Here is a 19,642-nt window from a genome sequence, read left to right as displayed (position 1 = left end):
GGTATGTTAACCCCGCAAATCGGGGGTGTTTCTTAACAGTGTCTTAAGTGTCGCCGCGCCTGTCGGCGCGTCGATCCGCCGGGGGTTTCACCCCCGGACCCCGGAGAGTATTTTCGCCAGAAAGAAGCAGCTGATTGCTATGCAGTATGAATATTTTGAGAATTTCTTTGTTGGACGCATTCTCCAAGATTTACCGCCCGGATCGCTGATTTTGCCAATTGAATCACTCAGTGCAAAAATTGCGCCTTTCTTCAATCCATCGAGCGACATCAGAGACGATCCTGTCTTGCTTGTTTTTTTTACGGGAATCAGGGCGCGGACGCGGAAATCGAGAATGGTAGGGTTGTTGGTCTGAAGCGAAAGAATGCGGAGACGGATTGATTGGGGCGTTCGTTGACGAAGGATTTGCAGTGGTCGTTGGATGCCAAGTTTAGGTGTTGGAACGGTTTGCATTCCGCGCCGTTAGGCGTAAGGCGGTTTCATGCGGATCGTTCAACTGGAAGACGCGCGGGAGTTTCCTTTTTGGCGCAGACCAACGACGTTGCTGTTTTTGATGGCGGTGGCGATGCCGTTGGCTTTTGCGACGTGGTCGGCCCTGTTGAACAACTTTGTTATCGAAAGGGCCGGGTTCACTGGTGTTGAGATTGGTTGGCTGCACACGGTGCGTGAGATCCCAGGGTTTTTCGCAGTAGGTGTGATTGCGATCATCATCTTTATGCGGGAACAGGTGCTTGGGCTGATCTCGCTCTTGATGTTGGGTGTGGCCAGTGCGGTGACGGCCTGGTTCCCAAGTTTTGGTGGGTTGCTGGCTGTGACGATGATTTCGTCCATCGGGTTTCATTACTATGAGACGGTCAATCAGTCGTTGCAATTGCAATGGTTGCCCAAGGATCGTGCGCCGCAGATTCTGGGATGGATCGTGGCGATCGGCTCGGGGGCGTCATTGATAAGTTATGGTTTGCTGGTGGCGACCTGGGATTTCTTTAACCTGAGCTACAACACGGTTTACATGATTTCGGGCGGGGCCTGCGCCGCAATAGCGATATATTGCATGATCGCCTTCCCCCAGATTGAATCGCCTGAGCCGCAGTTGAAGAAGATGATCCTGCGGCGGCGCTATTGGCTGTATTATGCGTTGCAATTCATGGCTGGTGCACGACGCCAGGTGTTCATCGTCTTCGCCGCTTTCATGATGGTCGAACGGTTTGGATTTGAGGTGCATGAAGTAACGGCGCTGTTCCTGATCAACTTTGTCGCCAATATGATCTTTGCGCCGTTGATGGGCCGTGCGGTGGGGTATTTTGGTGAGCGGAACGCGCTGGTATTTGAATATATTGGGCTGATCTCGGTCTTTCTGGCCTATGGCGGGATATACTTTTTCGGCTGGGGCGTGGTCCTGGCGGCGGCGCTGTATGTGTTGGACCACTTGTTCTTTTCGCTGGCGTTTGCACTGAAGACCTATTTCCAGAAGATCGCCGATCCGAAGGACATTGCGCCGACGGCGGCGGTGGCCTTTACGATCAACCATATCGCGGCGGTCTTTCTGCCTGCGTTGTTGGGATATCTGTGGATTGTGTCGCCAGGGGGTGTGTTTGTGTTGGCCTCGGGCATGGCGTTTGGATCGCTGGTTTTGGCCTTGATGATCCCGCGGCATCCGGCACCGGGTAACGAGACTGTGTTTTCACGATCAGTTGCAGCGGCCGCGGAGTAGCGCAAGCGGGCGTGCGACCCTATATTGTCTTCGACGCCAAAGAGGAGGCAAGCGATGTTTTTGTTCAAGAAAAAGGCCGAGATGGTGGCAGCGGATGAGGCTGTAGCGGGGCGCGAGGGTGCGATCCCGACAGCGGAAGCTCATTTCATCAGCGGGCGTCCGTTGTCGATGGATGTGCCGGAGGGCCACGAGGTAGCGATGTTCGGCATGGGCTGTTTCTGGGGTGTTGAGCGGATGTTCTGGAAGCTGGACGGGGTTTACCTGACGATGGTGGGCTATGCTGGAGGTTTTACGCCGAATGCAACCTATCAGGAGGTGTGCACGGGTCAGACGGGGCACAACGAGGTTGTGCGCGTGGTTTATGATCCGGCGGTGATTTCCTACGACGATCTGTTGAAGGTGTTCTGGGAAGGACATGACCCGACCCAAGGGATGCGGCAGGGCAATGATGTGGGGACGCAGTATCGGTCCGGCATCTATGTTTATGGCGAGGTGCAGAAGGCGGCGGCTGAGGCGGCGAAAGTTATGTTTGCCGAGGCGCTGGGCGATGCAGGCTATGGGGCCGTGACGACCGAGATTGTGGATGCGCCGGTGTTTTACTTTGCCGAGGACTATCACCAGCAGTATCTGGCGAAGAACCCAAGCGGCTATTGCGGGATTGGCGGCACCGGGGTGACCTGCCCGATTGGCACGGGTGTGTCGGCGTGAACTGTTAAACGGGCTCGGGGCCTGATCGGCCCCGAGACGCGACTGTTTGGGTGCTTCGCCCCGTTCGGGCATTCTGCCCGACCTCCCCAGAGTATTTTCCTTTCGGCGATTGCGTGCAGTCGCCTGTCGTCAGTGCATTGCATTGGCAATGCACTAGTGATCAGAAGAAGATGCGTTGACCTTTGTGCTTGGGATGGCATAGGCGCGGCGTATGAGCACATGGACCGCATTGACCACTTTGGCCGGGAAGGCCGCCGCTGAAACCCTTGGTGAGGCGTTGGAGGCTTTGGAGCCTGCCCCCACTGGCGTTGGCGTCTTCGAGATTGAAGATGGTCAGGACCGCTGGGAAGTGGGGGGCTATTTTTTGGAAAGCCCGGATGAAGTTGCCTTGGCTTTGCTTGCGGCGGTTCATGGCGCGGCAAGTTTTGCCGTCAGCGAGGTGCCGGATCGCGATTGGGTGGCCCATGTGCGCCGCGAGTTGCAGCCCGTAGAGGCAGGGCGGTTTTTTGTCTATGGCGCGCATGACGCGGACAAGGTGCCGGGGGATCGCCACGCCCTGCTTATTGAGGCGGCGATGGCATTTGGCACGGGGCATCACGGAACAACGCTTGGGTGTTTGATGGCGCTGAACCGGCTGTTGGATCAAGGTGTGCACGCCAGGTCTGTGGTTGATGTTGGCTGCGGCACTGCCGTTTTGGCCATGGCGGCAGCATCTGTGTGGCCGGAAAAGGTTTTGGCGTCGGATATTGATCCGGTGGCTGTCGAGGTTGCCGAAACGAATTTACGGGCAAATGGGCTTGAAGATCGGGTGCGCTGCGTTGAAGCGACGGGCTTTGATCATCCGGATCTGTCTGGCGCGGGTGCATTTGATCTGATTTTTGCAAATATTCTCAAGGGGCCACTGCTTGCTATGGCCGAGGATTTGGCTGAGTCGCTGGCAGTTGGTGGTCACGCCATTCTTAGCGGAATTCTGAATGAGCAGGCGGCTGAAGTGGTGTCAGAATATGCACGATTCGGCCTCAATGCCGTCCATTCGGAAGAGATTGTTGACTGGACGACCCTGACTCTTCGCAAATCAGCGTAAATTTAAGCGAAAGCGCGTCACAGAAGCTGTTTGCGCCTTAATGAAGCCATATTCCCGTTGAATCTTGCGATAACCGGTTGGGCGCCGGTCAATTGGAGACGGACAGATGTCAGCTTATCAGTTTGAGGAATTCGAACGGCGCATGCGTCGGATCAATCGACGACACACAAAACTGAGTCAGGGCTATGTGACACAGGTAAATGGCGACGGTCTGGTGGTTGCGCGACCTAAACGGCGCACGAGCGGCTCGACCATTCGTGGTGTCGCACTGATGTTGGCTGTCATTCTTGTTTTCAAAGGGTTTCTTTACGCTCAGCTGGGCCCACAGGGCTATGCAGATCGCGTAAACGCATTGGCAGGTGGCAATACAATAGAGCAGGCTGGCGCCTGGGTGATGACCGCAGATCCGGTCACACTCTGGCTGTCAGAACAGATTATTTCCCTCGTGCGATGAAGGAGCACCGCGGCTAGCGGTTTCCGACACGGCACAAAGAAAACGGCCGCGGTTCATAATGAAACCGCGGCCGTTTTGCATGTCCTCAGGGAGGGGAGGAATGCTTAGAAAGTGCCCTTGCGGCCCAATGCGTCGACGTCGCCCGGGATCAGGCCGATATCTTCCAGCTCGTGTGCGCTGAGGCGCGACAGAGTGTTGTGGGTTTTGCGTGCGTCGTTCCAAGTGGCGAAAGACGCCATTGTGTTCGAAACTGCAGCGTGGACGCGGTGAAACGCGAACGAACGGCCTGGAACGTGGTTGAAATCAAGAGATGCCATTGCAGTCTTCCTTATAAGTTGTCGGGCCAATTGCCCGGTTGCTGTTAATGCGCAGGTAGACCTGAAAAGTGATTCCGACAAGCGCTGAAATTGCATGTCACCTATGCAATTTCTGCATGAGTCCAAGTTGGGCGTAAACTGTTGCCAGCAAAGGTAAAATTCGGATCAGAAATGCACGAAAACGACGGGGATATGGCGGTTTTAGGCGATGGTGTTGCTGGGTTGTGAACGGTGGGTTTTTGGGGGGGGGCGGAAGTTTGGGTGGTAGTTGGGTGTGGGCAGGCGGCACAAGTGGATTCGGAGCAGTAGGGGTGACTTTTGGGCAGCTTGGGGACATGATGATTGGGATTGAATTTAGGAATTGCGAATTTTTTAGTGAGCAGATTTGATGCCGCGTTTCTTCTGCAATGTCTGACCATCATTGGCGCAACGGACTTGCCACCGGTCTAACGATAGGGATCATCGGCATCCTCGCTGTTGGCGTGGTCGTTGGGCAGGTTCCAGACGGCATGCCCAGTGACGCTGCCGGTGGCGACAAAAGCGGCATCAATTCCCCAGCCGATCATCGCTGGTGGCTGATTCCCAGAGTTCTGTACATGGAGGACACGGCGGCTCAGTGGGTCATGATGATAGCGACCATTGTTGCAGCATACTTGCTGCTTAGGACACTGTGGGCCACTCAGGAAATGGCCAAAGAAGCCAAACGCATTGGCGAGGCGCAGACGCGCGCCTATGTCGATGTGATCAAAGTTGTTCTATATTTGGATCAAACAGTGCCGGATATCATAATTACGGTCAAAAATTCCGGCGTAGGACCCGCAAAATGGTTTGAATTGAGCGTTGAGACTGATGTTCAAGAAACTCTCAATGACGGCAGTCTAGCGGAAATTGTTTCTAAGTCTCCAGAAAAGATGCCGGCACGCTGGCCTGGCCTTGGTGGCGGCGAAGAAGTCACCTGCCGCGGAGGCTTCGGCGGAGATTCTGCAGCGCAGATCACTTTAGTATCTCAGTTTCCCAATGTAATTGAACACGCCCTAATTTGTCGTGGTGTTTTGCGCTACAGAACTTTCTTCAACGAGACGTTTGAATCCGAGTTCATCTTCGTTTTGCGTCCCATCCCTAAGCCAAGTTACGAGCCCGTCGTTTCGATCAACGAACCGAATGTTGCGGGTCTCGCTCGGCGCGTAGAAAACCGCATAGAAATTCCGGCAATATTCTCGAAAAGTAGAGCAAAGGTCAGGACATACGAGCGCGTGGATCGCAACGACTAGCGAAATGGCCACTCCTTTCACTCGATCGGTAGAATTTGCCCCATCCGCGCAAACTTCTTGGAAGATGTTCGCGTTTCGTGCTACTCGTGATTTCAAAGCAAAAAAGAGCAGGTCAGGTGATGCGTGTGATGGGGTTGGACCCGGGGCTACGGGCTCTTGGATGGGGTGTCATCGACGTGTCGGGGTCGAAACTTGTGCACATTGGCAATGGCGTCTGCCGCACCGGAACGGGTGATCTGGGCGGGCGGTTGGTGTCTCTGTTCGATCAATTGTCCGAGGTTTGGGAGCGTTTTTGCCCGGACGAGGCGGCGGTGGAGCAGACGTTTGTGAACAAGGATGGGGCCGGGACGCTGAAGCTGGGTCAGGCGCGCGGGATTGCGATGTTGGTGCCGGCGCGGGCCGGGATCACGGTGGGTGAATATGCGTCGAATGCGGTGAAGAAAGCTGTGGTGGGGGTTGGCCATGCCGATAAGCGGCAGGTCGAGCATATGGTGAAGATGCAGTTATCGGGCGTCGAGATTGCCGGGCCGGATGCGGCGGATGCGCTGGCGATAGCGATCTGCCACGCCCATCTGGCGCAAAGTGCGGCACGGGTCGCGAAGGCCATCGCATGATTGGCAAGATTGCAGGGCGGATCGATTATCGCGGCACGGATCATGTGATGATCGACGTGCGCGGGATCGGGTATGTGGTTTACGTGAACGAGCGGACGTTGGCGGCTTTGCCGGGAGTCGGTGAGGCGGTTGCGCTGTATACAGACCTGCTGGTGCGGGAGGATTTGCTGCAGCTGTTTGGGTTCACGTCGCTGGCTGAAAAGGAATGGCATCGGCTGCTAATGGGCGTTCAGGGGATCGGGGCCAAGGCTTCGATGGCTGTGTTGGGCACGCTTGGGCCGGACGGTGTGGCGCGAGCGATTGCGCTTGGCGACTGGGCGTCGGTTAAGGCGGCCCCCGGTGTGGGGCCGAAGATTGCGCAGCGGGTCGTGAACGAGCTGAAGGGCAAGGCGCCTGCGATGATGGCCATGGGCGGTGGGCCTGCGGCAGCGAATATAGTGGGCGAAGACGAGGTTATCGAGACGATTGCGCCTGTTGCCCCGATTGCCACCCCAAATACCTCGGCGCAGGCCGAGGCTTTGTCGGCGCTGGGCAATCTCGGTTATGGGCCGGGTGAAGCGGCAAGCGCGGTTGCGGAAGCGGCTGGGGCCAATGATGGAGCAGACGTGGCAACATTGATCCGCGAAGCGTTGAAACGTCTGGCACCGAAGGAATAAATGTGTGCAGGCCAGAAACTTCTTCTGTTCAGAAATACTCCGGGGGGAATTGGCCATGGGCCAAGGGGGGCAGCGCCCCCGGCACCGCGACGCACATAAGTGCGGCGCAAATAAAGGCTGGGCGCAATGACTGAACCTGATCCCACCTTGCGCCCCGAGTCGCGCCCCGAAGATGTGGACCGCGCGATGCGGCCACAGATGCTGGACGATTTCGTCGGGCAGGCGGATGCGCGCGCAAACTTGCGGGTGTTCATCGAAAGCGCGCGGCGTCGCGGCGAGGCGATGGATCATACGTTATTCCACGGGCCTCCGGGTTTGGGCAAAACCACGCTGGCGCAGATCGTCGCGCGCGAGTTGGGGGTGAATTTCCGCATGACCTCGGGGCCGGTGTTGGCCAAGGCGGGGGATTTGGCGGCAATCCTGACCAATCTGGAAGCGCGGGATGTGCTGTTCATCGACGAAATTCATCGGCTGAACCCGGTGGTGGAAGAAGTGCTGTATCCGGCACTAGAGGATTTCGAGCTTGATCTTGTGATTGGTGAGGGGCCTGCGGCGCGGACGGTTCGGATTGAGTTGCAGCCGTTTACACTTGTCGGGGCAACGACCCGGTTGGGGTTGTTGACGACGCCATTGCGCGACCGGTTCGGAATACCGACGCGGTTGAATTTTTACACCGAAGATGAGTTGTTTCAGATCGTCAGCCGGGGGGCCAGATTGATGAGTGTGCCCGCAGAAGAAGGTGGCATTCGCGAGATTGCGCGACGGGCGCGCGGCACACCTCGGATCGCGGGGCGCTTGTTACGGCGCGTGGTGGATTTTGCGTTGGTCGAGGGCGACGGGCGGTTGACTCAAAGTTTGGCGGACGGGGCTTTGACGCGGCTTGGTGTGGATGGATTGGGACTTGATGGCGCGGATCGGCGGTATTTGACGTTGATCGCTGAAAACTATCAGGGCGGGCCAGTTGGTGTTGAGACCTTGTCGGCGGCTTTGTCGGAAAGTCGGGACGCGATTGAGGAAGTTATCGAGCCCTACCTTTTGCAGCAGGGGTTGATCCAGAGGACGCCACGGGGACGGATGTTGGCGGCCAAGGCCTGGGCGCATTTGGGGATGGCGGCGCCAAAGAGTTCGAATCAGGGCAAGTTGATTTAAGCCTTGATCGACGCCTGACGGCGCCGATCCGTTGGGGCGCTGCCCCAGACCCCGGAGTATTTCCAATCAGAAGAAGGGGCTGGTGGTTTTTTCGCTTCGGCGGTAGCTCAGGTTTTATGGAACAAGACACAGTTGCTCAATTCTTTAAAGGTTCAGGCGGAGCCTACCGATTTGCGCGGTGGGGGCGGCCAATTGTGCCTATTGTCTTTGGTGTGGACGATGCGACCTTGGAAGTCGTGAAGGGGGCGATTGAGGCGGTTGTTGTCCTGGCTGACCACAAGATGGCGGATCATGACCCGGAGTTGGGCGCGAATTTTCTGTTGTTCTTCTTTCGGGATTGGGACGAATTGACCGAGGTTCCAAACATGGATCAGCTGGTGCCGGAGTTGGTCTCGCGGGTGGAACGCTTGAAAGCCGAGGGAACGAACCAGTATCGGTTGTTCCGGTTCGATGACGCGGGCGCGATTCAAGCAGTGTTTTCCTTTGTGCGGATGGATGAGGCCCTGGCGGACGTGCCGGCGGAGGATCTGGCGTTGGCGCAGGCGGCGCAGGCCATGCTGACGTGGTCAAATTCAGCGTTTCAGGGGGGCGGGCCTTTGGGTCGGGCTGAGGACAACGTCATTCTGCGCCCCGATGTTTCAGCCATTATTCAGGCGGCTTATGATCCGGTTATGCCTGCTGCCGCGAAAGATGCGAGTCACGCCTTGCGGTTGGCGGCGCGGATGGGAGTAGCCTCGTGAGCGTGCATAAATTCGAATTGCGGGTCTATTATGAGGACACCGATCTGGCGGGCATCGTTTACTACGCCAATTACCTGAAATTCATCGAGCGCGGGCGGACGGAGTATGTGCGCAGCATTGGGATTGATCAGGTTGAGCTGAAAGAGAGCGAGGGGATCGTGTTTGCAGTGCGCCATCTGGAGGCGGACTATCTGGCCCCGGCGATGTTTGACGATGAGCTTGTGGTCGAAACCGAGGTGGTGTCGATGTCCGGCGTTTGGCTGGTTTTGCAGCAGGATGTTGTACGCGATGGAGCGCGGCTGTTTTCAGCGCGTGTGACCCTGGTGGCCTTGGGGGAAAATGGCCAGCCCGCGCGGCTTCCGGCGGACATCCGCCGCAAAATGCACTGAACGTCACGTTCGAAGACGCCGTTCTGCGGCTTCTTGTTGGCATTTCCCCTTTGTTTCCTGTAAATCTGCTGCAAACGAGGGACCCAATAAAAACAATACGGGTCGGCAGAAAGAGCAGGACGAATGGAAACGGAAACCCTTGCGCTGGCGCAGGAGATTGATTTCTCTATGTGGGCGCTTTTTGCACGCGCGACGATCACAGTGAAACTGGTGATGGTCGTGTTGATTGTGGCCTCATTCTGGGCCTGGGCGATTATCTTCACGAAGCTTGGACAATATAGGCGCTCGTCGGCAGAGGCGCGAGTCTTTGACGAGGCATTTTGGTCGGGTGAGCCTTTGGACAAGCTGTATGATCAGATCGGGGCGTCCCCGGGGGGACGGTCCGAGCGGATTTTTGCGGCCGGTATGAGCGAGTGGCGGCGGTCGCATAAACAGGACGGGGCGTTGATTGCCGGGGCGCAATCGCGGATTGACCGGTCAATGGACGTGGCCATCCAGAAAGAAGCGGGCGATTTGCAGTCCGGTTTGACCGTGCTGGCGACGGTTGGGTCGACCGCGCCGTTTATCGGGCTGTTTGGCACCGTGTTCGGGATCATGAATGCCTTTATTGAGATCGCCGAGCAGCAGAGTACGAACCTGGCGGTGGTTGCTCCGGGGATTGCGGAGGCGTTGTTGGCCACGGGTTTGGGTCTGTTGGCAGCGATCCCGGCGGTGATCTTCTATAACAAGCTGTCGTCGGATGCTGACGGGATCATTGGCGGTTACGAGAGTTTTGCGGATGAGTTTGCGACCATTCTGTCGCGCCAGTTGGACGGGTCCTAGGCCATGGGTGCCGGGGTCGTTCAGGCCGAACCAAGTGGCACACGGCGGGGTCGTCGGCGTCGACGGGCGCGGCCGATGTCCGAGATCAATGTCACGCCGTTTGTAGACGTCATGTTGGTGTTGCTGATCATCTTTATGGTTGCGGCCCCGTTGTTGACGGTTGGTGTGCCGGTGGAATTGCCGAAGACAGCGGCGCAATCCTTGCCGACCGAGCAGGAAGAACCGTTGACGGTGACCCTGACTGCGGATGGGGTAACGGCGATCCAGACAACCGAAGTGACGGACGAGCAGATTGTGCCACGCTTGGTTGCGATCCTGTCGGAGCGCGCCACAGACAAGGTTTTCTTGCGGGCTGACGGGTCGATCCCTTATTCGCGGGTTGTCCAGGTGATGGGGGCGCTGAATGCTGCCGGGATTACGAACATCGGCTTAGTGACTGACACAGGCGGTCCTCGCCTGGACGGTCAGGACGGTTGAGGTCGCATTGGGCTGGGGTTGGTATATCTCGGGGGCGATGCACGTTGCCCTTTTACTGGCGCTGCTGTTTGGCGGGTTGTTCATGCGTGATCGGGTGGCAGAGGTGGCTGTGGCAGAGGTTTCGGTGATTTCGGAAGCGGAGTATGCGGCATTGACGCCGCCGACCACTGCGCCGGAGTTGGAGTCTGAGGCTCCGTCAGCGGTCGCCCCGCCCGAGGACAATGCGCCGGAAGCGCCAAGTGAGGATGCTGCGCCGGAACTGCCCGAGCCGGAAGAAATTGAGGAACCAGATGCGCCGGATGCCGCTGATTTGGAGGTGCCGCAGCCGGTGCCGGATGCGGTGGTTGTGGATGATGCGCCGGTGATTGAGGTGCCGGATACGGATGTGGATGGCACGTCGTTGGAACGCGATCAGGTGGCGGCACCCGCGCCACGGGTTGCGCCAACGCCGTCGATTGCGCCACCACCGGATGCAGAAGTTGCGCCGGAGCGGATTGAGGATACGGCACCTGCGCCTGAGGCCGATCCGGTTGAAGAAGTTGAGCCTGAAGAGCCAGCAGCGCCGGAAGAGGCGAGCGATCGGATCGTGACCGAGGCGGAAGAGGTGAAGGAGCTGGCCCCGGCCAGTTCGATGCGTCCGCGTGCGCGTCCTGCGCGCCCGGTGCGCCAGGCTGAGGCACCGGTAGAGCCCAAAACGGATAGCACCGCAGATGCGGCGGCGGTAGCGGAAGCGAACGAGACGCCGGTGCGATCTGCGCCCAGTGGTCCGCCGCTGACAGGTGGCGAGAAGGACGCGTTGCGGGTGGCGGTTAGCCAGTGCTGGAATGTGGGCAGTTTGTCGACCGATGCACTGGGCACCACCGTGGTTGTGTCGGTTGAGATGCAGCAATCGGGCAAGCCAATTAACGAATCAATTAAGATGGTGTCATCATCCGGGGGAAGCTCGGGCGGGGCACGACAGGCGTTTGAGGCGGCACGACGGGCAATAATCCGCTGTGGTGTGCGCGGATTTTCGTTACCGGTGGAAAAATACGATCACTGGCGCGATATCGAGTTAACATTCAACCCGGAAGGGATGCAGTTCCGATGAAGGTTTTGGCAATTCTGTCTATGGTTGCGGTGCTGGCTATGCCGGGGTTCGCGGTCGCGCAGGACCGGACGGGTCCGCTTCGGATTGAGATTACCCAAGGTGTGATCGAGCCGGTGCCCATCGCGGTCGCGCCGTTTCTGGCTGAGAATGCAGCGGCGACGGATTTTGCGCGTCAGATCACCGCGGTGGTTGCCGCTGATCTGACTGGAACCGGGTTGTTCCGGGATGTGCCGCAGTCGGCGTATATCTCTCAGGTGTCCGGGTTTGACGCGGCTGTTGCCTATCCCGACTGGAAGGCGATCAATGTTGAGGCGCTGATTGTGGGCGCAGTGACGATGACCAGTGACAACAAGCTGGTGGTGAAGTTCCGGTTGTTTGACATCTTTACTGGTGCGCCGCTGGGCGATGGCTTGCAGTTTGCCGGTGGCACCGACAGTTGGCGACGCGTGGCCCATAAAGTGGCGGATCAGGTTTATAGCCGGATAACAGGCGAGACCGGGTATTTCGACAGTCGGGTGGTCTATGTTGAAGAGACAGGGCCGAAGAACAATCGCGCCAAACGCCTTGCAATTATGGATTATGACGGCGCGAATATTCAGTATCTGACGGATAATGCGTCGATTGTTCTGGCGCCGCGGTTCTCGCCCACGGGCGACCGGGTGCTGTTCACCAGCTATGAATCGGGCTTTCCGCAGATTTATGAATTGGCTGTTGGGTCGGTTTCGAAGCGTCCCTTGGACGTGGACGCCGCGGCAATGACCTTTGCGCCGCGCTATGCGCCGAATGGGCAGACAGTTGTATATTCGCGAGCCGAGGGCGGAAACACCGACATTTACCGTCTGGATATTGGCGGTGGGCAACGGGCGCGTCTGACGAACGCCCCTTCGATTGAGACGGCACCGTCATTTTCGCCGGACGGCAACCGAATTGTGTTTGAGTCGGATCGTTCAGGGTCGCAGCAGCTTTATGTGATGTCGGCCAACGGGGGCGAAGCAACGCGGATCAGTTTCGGGCAGGGGCGTTACGGCACGCCAGTTTGGTCGCCGCGTGGTGATTTCATCGCCTTTACCAAGCAGAATGCCGGGCGTTTTCATATTGGGGTCATGCGCACGGATGGCTCGCAAGAGCGGCTATTAACTGCGTCATTCCTGGATGAAGGACCGACGTGGGCCCCGAATGGTCGGGTGCTGATGTTTACCCGCGAAAGCGCGGGTTCTGACGGGCAACCAGCACTGTTTTCCGTAGACATATCTGGGCGAAATCTGAAGCGGTTGGCGATGCCGACAGCGGCGTCGGACCCGGCGTGGTCGCCCTTGTTACCATGACGCGTTTCAAATCCTTTCGACGGGTGGTATCTTGCCGCCAACAACAAGAACAAACTTGAGCAGACAACAAAACATACAGGTGACACCATGAGTATTTCGAAGATTGCAGTGGCCTTCGTGGCTTTGACCGCCCTTGGGGCCTGCACCAGTGCGGACCGTTTCGGTGCTGGTAGCGGCGGCGCAGGTGGATTTGGCGCTGATGGAGGAGTGTTAGGTAGCGCGAGCGATCCGACCTCGCCTGCATATTTCAATGAAACGGTTGGCGATCGGGTTCTTTTTGCGGTCGATCAGTCGACACTAAGCCTTGAAGCGCAGTCTGTGCTGGATGGTCAGGCAGCATGGCTAGGCCAGAACGGTGCCTACAGCGTATTGGTCGAAGGTCACGCGGATGAGCAGGGCACGCGGGAATATAACCTGGCACTGGGTGCACGGCGCGCGAGTGCGGTTCAGAACTATCTGATTTCGCGCGGGGTGGCACCGGGCCGGATGCAGACAATCAGTTACGGTAAAGAGCGCCCGCTGGAAATTTGTTCCGACGAGACCTGTTACAGCCAGAACCGTCGGTCGGTTTCGGTGATTACGGTTGGCGCCGGTATCTAAACGAGGGTTGACCTGATGCGTGCGTTTCTACTTGCCGCTTTTTTGGTTGCCGGTCCTGTGTATGCGCAGGACCGCGATCAGACGCTTGCCGATATTCGGCAGGAGTTGACCGTGCTCTATGTTGAGATCCAAAAGTTGCGGCGGGAACTTTCGACCACGGGTGGTGTGAACACCAACCTGGCGGGGACGAATACGCTGGAGCGTGTGGACGGGTTGGAAGCGCAGGTGACCGGGCTGACGGCGCGAACCGAGGCCTTGACCAACCGCATTGATCGGATTGTGGCGGACGGAACAAACCGGATAGGCGATTTGGAGTTTCGACTTTGCGAATTGGAAAGCGGTTGCGATATTGGCCAGCTGGGCGAGACCACCACTCTGGGCGGCGGCGCAGTGCCGGTTGTTGCGCAACCGGCACCCGCTTCGACTGGCGCGGGATCGGCAACGGCGGGGGTCGAGTTGGCGGTCGCCGAACGCGAGGATTTCGATCGTGCAAAGGCCTCGTTCGATGGCGGGCAGTATGAGACTGCAGCAGAGCAGTTTCAGCGGTTTACCGAGACCTATCAGGGCGGCCCATTGACCGGGTTGGCGCATTTATTGCGCGGTGAGGCGCTGCAAAACCTTGGTCTGACATCCTCGGCCGCGCGGGCGTATCTGGAAAGTTATTCGGGCACGCCGAACGGGGCGACATCACCCACGGCGTTGCTGAAACTGGGTCTGGCGCTGGATGGGTTGGGGCAAACCTCGGAAGCGTGCATTACGCTGGGTGAGGTGACCTTGCGGTTCCCGGCCAGCGATGCGTCCATCGAAGCGCAGGCGGCGCGCGCCAATATGGGATGTGCGTGAGATTTTATTGCGCTGGCTTCGCCATCGCGGCGGGCGAAGGGGCGCTGCCCCCTCGCGCTCCCCCGGGATATTTATGGGCCAATAATGAGCTGAACCAGTGAGTCGGGGAGATCCGGGGGCGCTTTTGGATCGGTGTGGTCTGCCGTTTGTTGTGCGGCGACCGGAGCGGTTAGGCGTTGCGGTGTCCGGCGGCAGCGATTCCATGGCCTTGTTGGATCTGATGGTACGCAAGGGGGCGGAGCTTGGCTTTCCGGTATCGGCGGTTTCCGTGAACCATGGGTTGCGGGCTGAAGCGGTCGACGAAGTGGCGCATGTGGCCACATTCTGTGCGGCGCGCGGGATTGATCACAGTGTCTTGGAGTGGAGCGGCTGGGATGGGCACGGCAACTTGCAGGCAGAAGCGCGTCGTGCGCGATATCAGTTGATTGCGGACTGGGCTGATGGGTCCGGCGTGGATTGTGTGGCCTTGGGGCATACCGAGGACGATCAGGCCGAAACGGTGTTGATGAGCATTGCGCGCAAGTCGGGTGTGGATGGATTGGCCGGGATGGCATCGCGGTTTGAGCGGCATGGGGTGGAGTGGATCCGGCCCTTGTTGGAACAGCCGCGCGAGGTTTTGCGGGACTATCTGCGCAGCAAAAACATTCGCTGGTGTGATGATCCTAGCAATGAGGATGTGCGGTTTGAGCGAGTGGAAGTTCGTCGCGCGCTGAAGGTGCTTTCTAGTTTGGGAATCGATGCGAAATCGCTGGCGCGAGTGGCGAGTAACGCCGGGGTCGCGAAGTCGGCTTTGGATCATTATGCGCATTCCGAGGTGGCTGAGCACGAACTTGTGACCGAAGACCGAGGCGATCTGGTTTTTCCGGAGGGATTCACGACGCAGGAGCGTCAGGTACCCGGAGAGGTGGCGCGGCGTCTACAGCTTTTGGCGTTTCAATGGGTTTCGGGCAGTTTATATCCGCCGCGCATGAGTGCGGTTGTCGATATGAATGCCGAAATGACTGATGCGGACCGCCACACATTGGGGGGATGTGTGGTTTTGCGCCAAAAAGGTAAGGGTTGGGTAGGCAATACGATCCGAATCACCCGTGAATTCAATGCGGTAAAAGACGTGGTATCGTCCACGAATGGCGTGTGGGACGGGCGGTGGGTCTTGGCTGGGCCGCATGAGCCGGATCTGCGGGTTCGTGCCCTGGGAGAGGCCTTGAAAGACTGCCCGAATTGGCGTGAAACAGGCCTTGCGCGCCAATCTTTGCTGGCCTCTCCGGCAATCTGGAGGGGGGAGGAACTGATCGCAGCGCCGCTGGCTGGTTTCGCTAACAGTTGGACAGCATCGGCAACAGGTCGCGGTAGTTTCGCCAAATTCCTGTTATCCCGTTGAAGATCTGCCCTTAGTGGCTATTTAATGTGCCAGTCGGGCGGGTGGCCGAATCCACCCATGTAATTTCCAAAGGAGCCTCCTTTGAACAACGCGCGTAGTCTTGCCTTTTGGGCCGTACTTTTCTTGCTGGTTCTGGCGCTTTTTAACCTTATTTTCGGGGGTCAGACCAATTCTGCCAATAACACGGTCAGTTACTCTGATTTTGTCGGGCAGGTTGAAGGCGGAAATGTTTCCAGTGCGACCATCGATGGCGAACGGATCGTGTTCCGGGGCAGCGATGGCCGGGATCTGATAACCATCCAGCCGGAAGGGGCCGATACGACCAATCTATTGGTTGAGCACAGCGTCAGCTTCCGGGCCGAGCCGCAGCAGCAATCAGGTTTTGTCACCATCTTGATGACATTCCTGCCGTTTCTGCTGCTGATCGGCGTCTGGATTTACTTTATGAACCGAATGCAGGGCGGCGGCCGTGGCGGTGCGATGGGCTTTGGTAAGTCGCGCGCAAAGTTGCTGACCGAGAAGCATGGACGTGTGACGTTTGATGACGTCGCGGGCATTGATGAGGCCAAGGAAGAGCTGGAAGAGATCGTTGAGTTCTTGCGCACGCCGCAGAAATTCAGCCGATTGGGCGGCAAGATTCCGAAGGGCGCTTTGCTGGTAGGCCCTCCGGGCACAGGTAAGACGCTGCTGGCGCGCGCGATTGCGGGTGAAGCGGGTGTGCCCTTCTTCACCATTTCGGGTTCTGATTTCGTTGAGATGTTTGTCGGTGTCGGTGCGAGCCGGGTGCGTGACATGTTCGAGCAGGCCAAGAAGAATGCGCCCTGTATCGTCTTTATCGATGAGATTGATGCTGTTGGCCGTTCGCGCGGCGTTGGTTACGGCGGCGGTAACGATGAGCGTGAGCAGACTTTGAACCAGTTGCTGGTTGAGATGGATGGTTTTGAAGCCAACGAAGGCATCATTATCGTAGCGGCCACCAACCGTCCTGATGTTCTGGACCCGGCGTTGTTGCGGCCCGGTCGCTTTGATCGTCAGGTTCAGGTTCCAAACCCTGATATCAAGGGCCGTGAGAAAATTCTGGGCGTTCATGCCCGCAAGGTGCCATTGGGACCGGATGTTGATCTGCGCATTATCGCGCGCGGCACGCCGGGGTTTTCGGGTGCTGATCTGGCGAACCTAGTGAATGAGTCTGCGTTGATGGCGGCGCGCTATGGGCGCCGGTTTGTCACGATGGAAGATTTCGAGAACGCCAAGGACAAGGTCATGATGGGCGCTGAGCGTCGGTCCATGGTCATGACCGAAGACGAAAAGAAACTGACGGCTTATCACGAGGCCGGTCATGCGATTGTTGGTCTGAATGTGCCGCAGCATGATCCAATCCATAAGGCGACGATCATTCCGCGTGGGCGAGCTTTGGGGTTGGTGTTGTCCCTGCCTGAACGCGATCAACTTTCCGTTAGCTACACTAAATACACGTCGAAAATCGCTATGGCGATGGGCGGTCGTGTGGCTGAGGAACTGGTGTTCGGAAAAGAGAATGTCACTTCGGGTGCGGCTTCGGATATTCAGCAAGTCACGCGGATTGCCCGTGCAATGGTGACGCAGTTCGGGTTTGCGGAAGAGCTTGGGTATATCGATTATGCCAACGAGCAGCAGTCGCATCTGGGAACTTATGGTGCCGGGACGAACCACTCTGGCATTACTCAGAAAACCATCGATGACAAAGTGAAAGCGCTTGTTGACGAAGGGTATGAGACCGCGAAGCGGGTTCTGACGGAGAAATCGGATGATCTGGAGCGGTTGGCGCAAGGATTGCTGGAATATGAGACGCTGACGGGTGATGAGATCACACGCGTGATCGCCGGTGAACCATTGAAGCGTGGCGACGACGATGAAGACACGCCGTCGGATACCGGCGGAACCGCATCGATTACGGCCATTCCAAAGACCAAGCCAAAACCCAAATCGTCCGAAGGCGATGGCGATCTGGAACCGGAACCGACGTCCTGAATTTCGCCCCCTGTCGAGGTCGAGGTGGGGCCGCGCCAATGGCGCGGCCCTTTTTCGTCTGAATGGGGCGCTGCCCCAAACCCCGAAGTATTTCGAGACAGAAGAAGTGCAATTGAGAATCGTTGCGGGCTTGGCGGAAGCTCTTGCACGGGGTCCGCTGGCATCGAATTTGCGTCAAAGTTTCCGATTGGCGGCATACCATCGTGTGCCTAGACGCTGGCGGACGCGGAAGTGTCGAAAATTGGCTGTTTCGGTGGGAGCTGTGGGCTTATAGCAAAGCAGTCGCGAGACGCGATACGCCAACAGGAGGGTCGGCCCAGTGGAATACAAGACGGATATCGAGATCGCACGCGCGGCTAATAAGAAGCCTATTCAGGAAATTGGAGCGAAGCTTGGTATCGGGTCCGATGACCTGGTTCCGTTCGGGCATGATAAGGCGAAGGTCAACCAGGGCTTTATCAGCGGCCTGAAAGGTCGCGAAAATGGTAAGCTGATCCTTGTGACCGCGATTAACCCGACCCCTGCGGGCGAAGGCAAAACTACGACCACCGTTGGTCTGGGCGACGGTCTTAACCGCATCGGTAAGAACGCAGCGGTTTGTATCCGCGAAGCCTCTCTTGGGCCGAACTTTGGTATGAAGGGTGGCGCCGCCGGCGGTGGGTACGCGCAGATCGTGCCGATGGAAGACATGAACCTTCACTTCACCGGTGACTTTCACGCCATTACTGCCGCGCACAACCTGCTGAGCGCGATGATCGACAACCATATCTACTGGGGCAATACCCTGGAAATTGATGAGCGTCGGGTAACTTGGCGTCGGGTTCTGGATATGAACGACCGTGCGCTGCGCGACACTGTGACCTCGCTGGGTGGTGTGGCCAACGGTTTCCCACGTCAGACTGGGTTTGACATTACGGTTGCGTCTGAAGTGATGGCGATCCTTTGCCTGTCGAACGACCTGAAGGATCTGGAAAAGCGCCTTGGTGACATGATCGTGGCCTATCGCCGGGATCGCACGCCGATTTACGCGCGCGACATTCAGGCGGATGGCGCGATGACCGTTCTGTTGAAAGACGCGATGCAGCCGAACCTGGTGCAGACACTGGAAAACAACCCGGCGTTTGTGCATGGCGGACCGTTTGCGAACATCGCGCATGGCTGTAACTCGGTCATTGCGACGACAACTGCGCTGAAACTGGCGGACTTTGTTGTGACCGAGGCTGGCTTTGGGGCCGACTTGGGCGCTGAGAAGTTCATGAACATTAAGTGCCGCAAGGCGGGTCTGGCACCTGACTGTGTTGTACTGGTGGCGACGATCCGGGCGATGAAAATGAACGGCGGTGTTGCGAAGGCTGATCTTGGGCCGGAGAACGTGGCTGCGGTGAAGGAAGGCTGTGCCAACCTTGGGCGTCACATTGGCAACCTGAAGTCGTTCGGCGTGCCGGTTGTTGTGGCCGTGAACCACTTTGTAACGGACACCGACGCGGAAGTAGCGGCTGTTAAGGAATACGTTGAGACACAAGGGTCGGAAGCGATTGTATCGCGTCATTGGGAATTGGGGTCGGAAGGCTCAGAGGCTTTGGCAACCCGTGTGGCCGAGATTGCAGACAGTGGCGTCAGCCAGTTTGCGCCGCTTTACAAGGACGAGCTTTCGCTGTTTGAGAAAATGGAGACAGTGGCCAAGCGGATTTACCGCGCTGATGAAGTTCTGGCGGACAAAAAAATTCGCGATCAACTGAAAACTTGGGAAGACGCCGGTTATGGCAACTTGCCGGTCTGCATGGCGAAGACGCAGTATAGCTTCTCAACCGATCCAAGCCTGCGCGGTGCGCCAACCGGGCATTCGGTGCCTATTCGTGAAGTGCGTTTGTCGGCTGGTGCCGGGTTCGTTGTTGCGATCTGCGGTGAGATCATGACGATGCCGGGTCTGCCATCTAAACCAGCAGCCATGAACATTCGCCTGAACGACGAGGGCGAGATCGAGGGTTTGTTCTAAGCAAG

At 57.8% G+C, this 19,642-nt stretch carries 21 protein-coding genes; 20 read left to right on the top strand and 1 reads right to left on the bottom strand.

What is annotated here, in order from left to right:
* Window positions 1–139: 139 nt before the first annotated feature.
* The 5 genes from GKR98_06650 (at window position 140) to GKR98_06630 (ending at window position 3,957) form a co-directional block, all read left to right on the top strand.
* The gene (locus tag GKR98_06650; GenBank protein QMU57905.1) at window positions 140–355 is read left to right on the top strand and encodes a hypothetical protein; all 216 of its coding nucleotides are present in this window, start codon (window positions 140–142) and stop codon (window positions 353–355) included.
* A gap of 126 nt (window positions 356–481) precedes the next feature.
* Window positions 482–1,711, top strand: coding sequence for an MFS transporter (locus GKR98_06645; GenBank protein ID QMU57904.1), 1,230 nt, complete (start codon window positions 482–484; stop codon window positions 1,709–1,711).
* Window positions 1,712–1,765: 54 nt separating this feature from the next.
* A complete protein-coding gene (msrA, locus tag GKR98_06640; protein QMU57903.1) occupies window positions 1,766–2,419 on the top strand; it encodes a peptide-methionine (S)-S-oxide reductase MsrA in 654 nt (217 codons plus the stop codon).
* A 211-nt stretch (window positions 2,420–2,630) separates the two neighbouring features.
* Complete coding sequence (locus tag GKR98_06635; GenBank protein QMU57902.1) at window positions 2,631–3,503, top strand: methyltransferase; 873 nt, start codon at window positions 2,631–2,633, stop codon at window positions 3,501–3,503.
* Between the two features lie 106 nt (window positions 3,504–3,609).
* Window positions 3,610–3,957 (top strand): hypothetical protein, encoded by a 348-nt coding sequence (locus GKR98_06630; GenBank protein QMU57901.1) that lies wholly within the window; start codon window positions 3,610–3,612, stop codon window positions 3,955–3,957.
* 104 nt (window positions 3,958–4,061) lie between these two features.
* Here GKR98_06630 and GKR98_06625 read toward each other — a convergent pair whose 3' ends face one another.
* Entirely contained in the window at window positions 4,062–4,274 is a 213-nt protein-coding gene (locus tag GKR98_06625; protein QMU57900.1) for a DUF1127 domain-containing protein, read from the bottom strand.
* Between the two features lie 407 nt (window positions 4,275–4,681).
* Here GKR98_06625 and GKR98_06620 point away from each other — a divergent pair, with 407 nt between their 5' ends.
* The 15 genes from GKR98_06620 to GKR98_06550 all read left to right on the top strand — a co-directional run bounded on the left by GKR98_06620 (window position 4,682) and on the right by GKR98_06550 (window position 19,637).
* A complete protein-coding gene (locus GKR98_06620) occupies window positions 4,682–5,545 on the top strand; it encodes a hypothetical protein (GenBank protein ID QMU57899.1) in 864 nt (287 codons plus the stop codon).
* 119 nt (window positions 5,546–5,664) lie between these two features.
* Window positions 5,665–6,159 (top strand): crossover junction endodeoxyribonuclease RuvC, encoded by a 495-nt coding sequence (gene ruvC, locus GKR98_06615; GenBank protein QMU59996.1) that lies wholly within the window; start codon window positions 5,665–5,667, stop codon window positions 6,157–6,159.
* The gene (ruvA, locus tag GKR98_06610; GenBank protein ID QMU57898.1) at window positions 6,156–6,815 is read left to right on the top strand and encodes a Holliday junction branch migration protein RuvA; all 660 of its coding nucleotides are present in this window, start codon (window positions 6,156–6,158) and stop codon (window positions 6,813–6,815) included. The genes ruvC and ruvA overlap by 4 nt, the downstream gene beginning before the upstream one ends.
* A 126-nt stretch (window positions 6,816–6,941) precedes the next feature.
* On the top strand, window positions 6,942–7,964 hold the full coding sequence (gene ruvB / locus GKR98_06605) for a Holliday junction branch migration DNA helicase RuvB (protein QMU57897.1): 1,023 nt from the start codon (window positions 6,942–6,944) through the stop codon (window positions 7,962–7,964).
* Window positions 7,965–8,080: 116 nt separating this feature from the next.
* Window positions 8,081–8,704, top strand: a complete 624-nt coding sequence (locus GKR98_06600; protein ID QMU57896.1) for a hypothetical protein — start codon at window positions 8,081–8,083, stop codon at window positions 8,702–8,704.
* A 2-nt stretch (window positions 8,705–8,706) separates the two neighbouring features.
* A complete protein-coding gene (gene ybgC, locus GKR98_06595; GenBank protein ID QMU59995.1) occupies window positions 8,707–9,093 on the top strand; it encodes a tol-pal system-associated acyl-CoA thioesterase in 387 nt (128 codons plus the stop codon).
* A gap of 123 nt (window positions 9,094–9,216) precedes the next feature.
* Window positions 9,217–9,915, top strand: coding sequence for a protein TolQ (gene tolQ / locus GKR98_06590; GenBank protein QMU57895.1), 699 nt, complete (start codon window positions 9,217–9,219; stop codon window positions 9,913–9,915).
* Between the two features lie 3 nt (window positions 9,916–9,918).
* Window positions 9,919–10,392, top strand: coding sequence for a protein TolR (gene tolR / locus GKR98_06585; protein ID QMU57894.1), 474 nt, complete (start codon window positions 9,919–9,921; stop codon window positions 10,390–10,392).
* Window positions 10,393–10,429: 37 nt separating this feature from the next.
* Complete coding sequence (locus GKR98_06580; protein ID QMU57893.1) at window positions 10,430–11,482, top strand: energy transducer TonB; 1,053 nt, start codon at window positions 10,430–10,432, stop codon at window positions 11,480–11,482.
* Complete coding sequence (gene tolB, locus GKR98_06575) at window positions 11,479–12,807, top strand: Tol-Pal system protein TolB (GenBank protein ID QMU57892.1); 1,329 nt, start codon at window positions 11,479–11,481, stop codon at window positions 12,805–12,807. Before GKR98_06580 ends, tolB begins: the two co-directional genes overlap by 4 nt.
* 87 nt (window positions 12,808–12,894) lie before the next feature.
* Window positions 12,895–13,407 carry a peptidoglycan-associated lipoprotein Pal gene (pal, locus tag GKR98_06570; protein ID QMU57891.1) on the top strand — a complete coding sequence of 171 codons (513 nt, stop codon included), beginning with the start codon at window positions 12,895–12,897 and terminating at the stop codon, window positions 13,405–13,407.
* A 15-nt stretch (window positions 13,408–13,422) separates the two neighbouring features.
* On the top strand, window positions 13,423–14,250 hold the full coding sequence (gene ybgF, locus GKR98_06565) for a tol-pal system protein YbgF (protein QMU57890.1): 828 nt from the start codon (window positions 13,423–13,425) through the stop codon (window positions 14,248–14,250).
* 97 nt (window positions 14,251–14,347) lie between these two features.
* Complete coding sequence (gene tilS / locus GKR98_06560) at window positions 14,348–15,631, top strand: tRNA lysidine(34) synthetase TilS (protein QMU57889.1); 1,284 nt, start codon at window positions 14,348–14,350, stop codon at window positions 15,629–15,631.
* Window positions 15,632–15,712: 81 nt separating this feature from the next.
* Window positions 15,713–17,641: an ATP-dependent zinc metalloprotease FtsH gene (hflB, locus tag GKR98_06555; GenBank protein QMU57888.1), complete on the top strand. Its 1,929-nt coding sequence runs from the start codon at window positions 15,713–15,715 to the stop codon at window positions 17,639–17,641.
* A gap of 319 nt (window positions 17,642–17,960) precedes the next feature.
* Entirely contained in the window at window positions 17,961–19,637 is a 1,677-nt protein-coding gene (locus GKR98_06550; GenBank protein ID QMU57887.1) for a formate--tetrahydrofolate ligase, read from the top strand.
* The last annotated feature ends 5 nt before the right edge of the window (window positions 19,638–19,642 follow it).

It is taken from the genome of Boseongicola sp. (assembly GCA_014075275.1).
GTDB lineage: Bacteria > Pseudomonadota > Alphaproteobacteria > Rhodobacterales > Rhodobacteraceae.
The sequence above is the reverse complement of the archived record's forward strand: the minus strand, read 5'-3'. Positions and strand labels throughout refer to the sequence as shown.